This is a genomic window from Mycobacterium sp. DHQP2018-32-09 (assembly GCF_058148405.1).
In genome coordinates this window covers 1-981 of the sequence record NZ_JBYVYK010000115.1, presented here as the reverse complement: position 1 = coordinate 981, position 981 = coordinate 1, and the positions used below count along the sequence as shown (strand labels likewise).

The 981-nt window shown below is 79.1% G+C and carries 2 pseudogenes; both read right to left on the bottom strand.

The window, feature by feature from the left end:
• Positions 1 to 686 (bottom strand): annotated as a pseudogene (locus AC30CM_RS26925) (hypothetical protein); the annotation flags it as partial.
• Positions 656 to 981: pseudogene (locus AC30CM_RS26920) on the bottom strand (hypothetical protein); the annotation flags it as partial. The pseudogenes AC30CM_RS26925 and AC30CM_RS26920, both read right to left, overlap by 31 nt.

The following is a 981-nucleotide window of genomic DNA, read 5'->3' as shown; positions in this document are numbered from 1 at the left end:
CGCCCGCCGGCACCGCCGGTGGCCGCTCCGGACGTCGACGTCGCCGTGCCACCCGCACCGCCCGCGCCCCCTCCCGTGGCGGCACTCGTGCCACCGGTGCCACCGGCGCCGCCGGTCGCGGTACTCCCGACATCGTCGGTGGACGACGCCGCGCCGCCGGTCCCGCCACGTCCGCCGCCGTAGATCTGCCCCTGTCCCCCGCTACCGCCCGACCCGCCCACGGCCGTCCCGTTGGGTCCGTCGACGGCCGCCGACCCGCCGTCTCCACCCACACCACCCTGGGCCTGGCCTCCGCCGGTACCGCCGGCGCCGCCCTGCGCGGTGGCACCCGTCCCGGACGCGGTGGCCGCGCCACCCTGACCGCCCGCTCCGCCGCCGGTGAAGCTGATGCCGCCGGTGCCGCCCCGCCCGCCGGTGCTGGTCGAGCCGTCGCCGACCACGACTGCCGTACCCCCGTTGCCGCCCTGCCCCGGCGCACCCACCGAGCCGATGCCACCGGAGCCGCCATTACCGGCGACGACGGTGATGCCATCACCCGCGCCGCTCATCGACGCACCGTCACCGCCCCGGCCGCCGTTGCCGGTGCCCTTGCCCCCGTCACCGCCGTCACCCCCGGCGCCGAGTGCGCCTGCGTCGCCCCCCGTCCCCGTTCCGATCACTCCGCCGGTGCCGGCGTCGCCGCCCACACCGGCCGAACCCCCTTGTCCCCCAGTACCTCCGGCACCGCCGGATCCCAGCCCACTGTCGCCGCCCCGGCCGCCGGTGCCACCCCTGCCACCATTGCCACCGGCACCACCGGCACCGTTGGCACCTGCCGTTCCCGAGACGGTGCCCGCACCCGCAGCACCGCCGCCCCCGCCGTCGCCGCCGCGACCACCGACTCCACCGCCACCACCGGTATCGCCGGCACCGCCATCGGCGGCCGACGTCGGATGGGATGCGCCCGCCGCGCCGGTCGCCCCGGTCGCGCCGTCGCCACCG